General features: G+C 65.3%; 2 protein-coding genes. Both read right to left on the reverse strand.

The window, feature by feature from the left end:
• Positions 1-343 precede the first annotated feature (343 nt).
• The gene (locus tag ABFX45_RS45575) at positions 344-811 is read right to left on the reverse strand and encodes a hypothetical protein (protein WP_346137326.1); all 468 of its coding nucleotides are present in this window, start codon (positions 809-811) and stop codon (positions 344-346) included.
• Positions 805-6,969 carry a PA14 domain-containing protein gene (locus ABFX45_RS45580; RefSeq protein ID WP_346137327.1) on the reverse strand — a complete coding sequence of 2,055 codons (6,165 nt, stop codon included), beginning with the start codon at positions 6,967-6,969 and terminating at the stop codon, positions 805-807. The genes ABFX45_RS45575 and ABFX45_RS45580 overlap by 7 nt, the downstream gene beginning before the upstream one ends.
• Between the last annotated feature and the right edge of the window lie 336 nt (positions 6,970-7,305).

The following is a 7,305-nucleotide window of genomic DNA, read 5'->3' on the forward strand; positions in this document are numbered from 1 at the left end:
TTTCTGACTGGGATTTGATCTTCGCAAATCCAGTCCTATCAGGAGCTCCCCGTCCTTCTACTCCCAGGCCCCGCGGCACGTCAGAGCGCCTGCACGAGCGTTCCCCCGAACATCCTCAGGCCTTCAGCGCTGGAATCTCCGCTGTTGAGATCACCTCATTGGCGAACACCACGACGAGCGCGGCAACTGCCACCGCCGCCACAACAGGACATAGGACTCTGACTGCCAGAGGAACCTTCGCGAGGCGCCGAAACATGCCGCTCTTTCTACGCAGTGCCACATAGAACAGGCTGAGTCGTGGAGGTGGAGTGGGACCGCGGCGCGGTACCACTCCACCTCACGATCACTTCAGCGCGCAGGGCGCTTCCTTCTCGAACTCTTCCCGAGTCATGGCCTTGAAATGATGCCGAATCTTGCCGCCTTCAAGCTCTCCCAGCGAGAAGTCCTCGGTGAGGTCCATCCCCGAAGCGGTCTGCATCCGCGCGACGAGGGCTTGGTCCCGCTTGGGTTCGCTCCACGGCACGCGCTCCTCGCCTCCCTCCGGCACCACACCGACGTCGAACGCGCGGATCTTGGCAGGTGACTTGAAGCCGACTCGCCAGATCCGGGTGTCCTTGTCGTCCAGATTCCCGTCACCGTTGATCGCGATCACTTCGACACTGACGACCTCCTGGAGCTCGCAGTCGGTCTGCAGGATCTTGGCCTTTCCTTGCTGCCCTAGCTCGACCGCGATTGGGCTGAAGGGATCCTGTGGCACACAAGCCGCCACAGCGATGCCCGCGACCACCGGGACTGCAAGCTTTCTCAGCACGTGTAGTTTCCTGCTCTGGCGCCAGCGAGTCGCTCGAAGATGTTGCACCGTCGTCCCTTCACGAGTTCCGCCGCACCGTACAAGATCGGGAATGCCGGTCCGAACATTGCCCATTGCGTGGCGTGCTTCGCCTCATGTCCGGCGAGCGCCGGCCCGACGTCCTTACCACCGTAGAGAAAGACGTTTCCGATTGCGATGCCCGCACGGGCACCGTACCCGCGCTTCATGTTGATGCAGTGGACCATCAAGCCTGGTGCCCACCCGCACTTGCCACCGTTGATCCGGCCCCACGCGTATGCGTTGACAGTGAACGGCAGGTTCTGGGCGAACCGCACGACGTGGAACGTACGACGGGCCACGCTACGGGTGCAGGTGCCCTGTTTCCAGAACTTCCAGCGCCAGTTGCACCGTCCGTCGAGGTCGTTGGAGTTGATCGGGTCACCGTTGACGTAGTCGTAGTCGTTGGCCGATCCGCCGTCGACAGGGTCGACTGTCAGGAAGCGGCCGAGCAGCGGGCTGTACGGCCGTGCGCCCATCTGGACGATCGACAGCGCGCCGGCGTGCTCGTAGGGCCGTTGGTGCTGTCCAAGCCAGCCGTTGTCCATCTGACCGGGCATGTTGTCCGGCACGTTGTCCGGGTCAACCGTGCCGTTGGCCTTCAGCGGATCGCCGTAGGGCGTGAACGTCCGCAGGGCGCCGACCTGCTTGCCGTCCGCACCTGTGGTCAACCCGAGATCGCCGCGAACGGTCGGGTGGTCGACCGTGCAGTCGGTCGCCTGCGGCTTCCACGTGTACAGCACACCGCCGGGCAGGCTGATGCTGCGTGACAGCAACCGGTTGTCCGAACCGAGCGTGATGTCGGCCGTGTCGCCGGTACCGGTGAAGCCGTAACGGACGTCGGTGGCGGTGTCACCCGCGGCGGCAGTCCGGCGAATGATGCGATCGGTGGCGTCCCGGATGTAGGAGACGTCGGCCGCGTCGCTGCCCGTGCTGCGCACCGCGATGTTGCGGTTCGCGCCGTCCCACGACAGGAATGTCGTGGCTCCACCGTTGGTGTATTGGGTGGTGTTGCCGTTGCTGTCGTACTGCACGTTGGTCACAGCGTTGGCTCCCACGGCGGCCAGCAGCCGGTCGGCGGCGTCGTAGCAGTAACCGGTCTCCGCCACCCCGGACGAGGTCTCATCCAGCAGCCGGACCCGGTTGGTGTTCAGACCCGCGTTCGACTGCGTGCCCGTCGGACACGCCGCGCTCGCGGCCGAGGTGAAGTCGTAGGTGTAGTGGTGTCCCGCCACCCACGCCTCGGTCAGCCTGCCCACCGCGTCGTAGACGTAGTTCGGCGCGCCGGGACGAGGATCCACCCCGCCCAGAGACTCGTCGACGATCGTGCCCTCTCGAGTGCGGGACACCGTCGAGTCGACCTGCACGTTGTCACTGGTCTTCCAGCTCTGCGACACCACCCGGCCCGCAGTGTCCTTGCTGACGGAAGCCAGGGAGCTGCCCCCGGTGTAGGTGACGGTTGCCGCCTCGCCAGCAGCGTCGTACGTGACCGTGGCCAGCACCGTCGCACCCAGTTTCACGGTGAGAACGCGGCCCGCGTCGTCATGGGTGGAGGTGATCGTCTGGGCCGCGTCAGCCGCGTTGGGTGGCGTCACCTTCTCCGAGGTCGCACGACCGGCCAGGTCGTACGTGGTCTCGGTGCGCACACCGGTGGCGTCGGTGTACTCGACCGTGCGGCCGAGGAGGTCCACCCTCGTGGTGACCGTGCCGTTCAGGTCCGACACCGAGCTGACCAGAGGGTCGCCGTTCACGGCGTAGTTCGTCGTGACGGTGCGTTCCGCTGCCGAGGAGGTCGACGGGTACTTCACCGAGATCACCCGGTCACGACCGTCGTAGGCGGTGCAGCTCCAGACACCGTTGGCGCCCTTGGCGACCGTCCTGCCGGAAGCATCGAAGATCTGCTCGTCGGCGCGTGCCGCACCCGAAGCCGGAGTGGTCAGCCGGGTGAGCTTGGCCAGGCCGCCCTGGTTGATCGACTCCACTTCGGTGGTGCAGGGGTTGTCCCGCGTCTCGGTGTCGCCGTAGTAGGTGTAGGTCGTCTGTGCTCCGGTCGGCATGGTCTTGCCCGTCTTGCGCAGATACCCCGAACCCGGAGCCTCGTACGCGTTCCGGGTGGTCATGCCGCCTGCCGTGATGCTGGTGGACAGGCCGTACCCGGCGTCCATGCCGTTGTCGGTGTAGCTGGTCGAGCTGACGGCGTTGGGCACTCCGTTCGACTCTTCCTTCACCGTCGAGGTGGCCTGGCCGTGACGGGGCCGCAGGAAGTCGCCGGGGATGATCTGTTCGCTGCCACCGGGACGTGTCCAGTACAGGTGCAGGTCGCCGGGACCGCCGGTGTTGTTGTAGTCGATGCGGATGCGCTTGATCGCTCCCGCGCTCGGCGGGGTGTAGGTGCCGGTGTAGGGGGTCGGCCCCTGGTCCTTCCAGCCGTCGGCCACAAGGCGGTCGTCGACCCACAGCCGCACGCCGTCATCACCCGTGACCTTCAGGGTGTACTGACCCGCGTCCGGGAACGTGATCTCACCGGTGAGCCGCGCCGAGTACCCAGCGCCACCCAGCCCGGCTGCCGGCGGCGTGGTGCCGTCGAAGTGAGCGTCGACCACACCGTTGGCACCCAGACCACCAGTCACGTATGTCTTGACCGTGCCAGTCATGCTGGTGTTGTTCCACCACGACACGGCCAGACCCTGCATGCCCTCGTCGTAGTTGGTGCGGGTGTGCGGCATCGTGGCCGCGCAGGCCGCCGTGGGCTGCTGGCCGGTGAAGCAGCTCGCCGGCGCCGGTCCCCACTTGTCGGTGACCCTGTCGTTGTGGTCGTAGACCGTCGACGACACGCGGCCGGCAGCGTCCGTGGAGGTGAGTTGCAGGTCCTTGCTGTTCCACGTCGTCGATGTCGTCTTGCCCGTCGCGTCGGTGGAGCTCAGCTGCCGGTCAGCGTCGTCGTAGGTCACCTTCGTGGCGTAGCCGGAGATCGAGTTGAGCCCGGCGATGTCCACAAAGGTCTGCCGGTTGGGCAGGTCGTAGCGGTAGCCGTGCTGGGGACGCTGACCACCGGCCTGCCCGTTGGGGGCCGGTGCCTGCACGCTCGTCGCCCCCTTGCGGGTGCCGACCGTGCCGTAGTTGACGACCGTGTAGGTCTCGATGATGTTGCGGTTGGCCGGATCCTGAGCGGACCAGTCCACCGCACGGGAGTCGCGAACCGCGGACAGCGCACCGTCGGCGTGGAAGCCGTAATCCGTGAAGTCGTTACCGGGGTTCTCGATGCGTGAAAACATGCCGCCCCGGTACCACAGATAGGTCTGCGTGCCGTCCCAGTACTGGATGCGGCACAACATCTGCGACGGCGGCAGCGTGTCCGAGCCGCCCGGAGGCGTGCGACCGGCGTAGCAGTCGTCACCGGGCCGGTTGTAGAACAGCTTGTGTGAGCGCTGCGAGACCGGGTCGGTGATCTGCGACAGCCGCGACGGCGATCCCGTCCAGCTCATCAGGTTCGCCGCAGGCTTGTGGCTGTCCACAACAGACGACTCCGACGCGAGAGTGCCGTCGGCGTTGAAGTTGTAGACGCTGCCACCCTCGTGCAGCGTGATCTTGCCTGCCGTGTCCAGGCCGAGCGTGCCGTCCTGCCCCGCGGGCGGGGTGTAGGTGCCGGTGCCGGACTTGGTCCACGTGTGCTTGGTGCCAGAGCCGTCGGTGAGGACGATCGTCTGGTCCTGCACCTGCGCCTTGGTGTAGGTGGAACCATCACCGGTCAGGTTCGCGCCCAGCTGCCAACCGGTCGGCAACGCGGGCAGGTCCTGGGTGTACAGCCACGACGCCGGCACGATCTGCGGAGGTACCGCTTTGTTGGAGGCCTCGTTGGTCTGCACGAACAACTTCATCCGACCGGGACCGCTGGAATGGTACAGCTCGGCCTTGATCGGCACCCGCTGTCCCGCGGTCAGCGCGATCTCGGTGACCAGGCCGTTCTGGCTCGTCAGCGCGAAGTTCACGTCGGAGGCGTTCTTGTTGTTGTACACCAACGTGTTGTTGACCCAGATCTTCGCACCGTTCGCGTGCACCCCACCGAAGTGATAAGTACCCGTCACCGGAACCTGGAAGAAACCCTCCCAACGGCCAACAAACCAGTCCTGCGCCAAGGCAGGCGCGAACACCGACTCCGTACCCCAGTCGGAGTTGACCTGAGGCTCGTTACGCGTCAGCACCGGGCTCGCGTCCGGCGTACCGGAGTGGGTGGTGTCGTTGAAGTAGGACGCACGCAGACCGAACGGCTCACTGGCCTGCGAGTTGTAGCTGAACGTCAACCCGGACGAACCGCCGACCGTGTTGAAGGTCGGGCCGGCATCCTCGGTGTGTACGTTGCCGTTGGCCAGATTCACCGTCACCGGCCCCAACGTGTCCTTCGGCGCCGGACCGGTCTCACCGATGCGCTGGTTGACCTTGAAGTGCCCGGTCCAGCCCGGATGCGTCGTCGTGACGCCACCGCTGAGCGCGGTCAGCACGGTCCACGTGTAACTCGTGCCATCAGTCAACACGCCTGGCGGGACCGTCCAAGTGTTGCCGGTGATACAGCCTGAATCCACGACGATGCCGGACTGCCCGTCGGCCCCGGTCGCGACCTTGAAGCAGTACAGCGTCCCATCACCCGACGGGTTGCTCACCGGGCTCACCGACAACGTCGGCGTCAGGCTCGTCAGCACACTGCCGTCCGCCGGGCTCACCAGCGAGGCTGCCGGCGGCGCGGTGCCGTGGTCGACGATCAGGTTGACCTGCATGTTCTTGTACGACCAGTCGCTCGTCTCCGAACCGGTCAGCATGAAGTAGGTGCTGTTGTCCCGCGCGTTGACCTTGGCAGCGATGAAGTCGGTCAGTGTCTTCGATTGGATCGAGCCCCGGTCACCGATAGGCCCGGACGCCAGGAACTGACCGATCCCGTTGATGTTCAGCGCCGTGGCGTGGTACAGGTTCGACTGCCACGACAACATCGACCCGGTCTGCGCGTTACGCCAGAAGTCATACCGCGCACCGACAATGTTCTTGCCGAACAACGGCGTGAAGTCATGCCGGAACGCCGTACGCCAGACCGAGTCCCCGCCGCCAGGCCCGGACTTCGAGTTGCCGACCGCGATACCGCAGTTGGTGCACTGGTAGCCATCGGCCTTGAACGCGATCGACTGGTCGTCGTTGTTGAACCCGTACGTGTACGTCGGGTCCACCACGACCGGGAACACGCGCGCTTTGTCGTTCAACCACTTCGGGTCAACCGAGACCGTCAGCAGCCAGGACTTCCCGTCCTGCTTCAGCGCGTAGGTACCGCCGGTCTGCGCAGGCGCCTTGTTGTCCTTGGCACTGCCCGAGGAGTCCCAGGTCACGATCGGCGGCAGCGACGCCACGACCTTGCCCTCGGCGTCCTTGATCAGCACACCGTCGTCCTTCAACGACGGAATCAGCGAACCGAGGTCCATCCGGAACACCCAGCTGCTGGTCGCAGAGGGCTTCTTCAGGATGATGGACTCCTTGACGCTGCCCGGCTCGACCTCGTACTCCAGGTCGGTGTCCGGCAGCACATCCACATAGGACGCCTTGGAATCCTTGATCTGACGGGCAACACGCTTGGCACCCTCGAGGGCGACTGAGATCCGCTGACCCGACTCACCCGGAACCATCGTCACCAGCCCACCATTCTCGGCGGACGCAGCGAACTCCGGCTTCAACTGGTGCAGCTCAGTCTTGGCTCGCTTGGAACCGCGGTCCTCGGTCAACCGGGTATCAACCGGCCGCCAGGCACCCTTGTCATCCCGCACACTGACCGGCACCTTCGACAACACCGTCGTCCGCGTACCGTCGGAGTTGACGTAGTCGACCGACTTCTCCGCCCGGCCAACCTCCTTCGACGACTTCGCATCGAACTTCGAGCTGGCCTTACCGGCATCGGCGCCCATCAACGGCCGGAAATCACCCGCCGCCTTCGGCGAGTCGTGCTTGCGGCCCTCCTGCTTCGGATTCGGCCACGACGACAACTCACGCGGATCGTGATACATCGGCGCAGCCGCCACAGCGATCGCCGGCACCGCCTGCACCACCGAAGCGACCAACGCCGCCACCAGCACCGCGGCAACCGGCGGCCTACCACCAGGTCTGTACGACCGTTTTGTCCGTCTGACTCCAGGCAGACTCATCCACACTCCCGTGAAAGAGGAAACAGCAGAAATCCATCGGCAGACACCGAGGATGGCAGCCGTCACCAGCACACCTGCGCGCCAAACAGAAGGCGAACGCAGGCGTGCTGGTACGACAGAAGCCGGGCTAAACCGGGTCTGTCAAACGAGCGGTGTAACTCGGGTTGAAGGAAACTACTTGCGTCCGGCGGCCAGGCGGCCGTCGAAGGCGATGTCGAACGCGTTCAGGGCGGGTTTCCAGCGCATCGTCCAGCGTTTGCG

The organism is Lentzea roselyniae, assembly GCF_039537795.1.
Lineage (GTDB): Bacteria > Actinomycetota > Actinomycetes > Mycobacteriales > Pseudonocardiaceae > Lentzea > Lentzea atacamensis.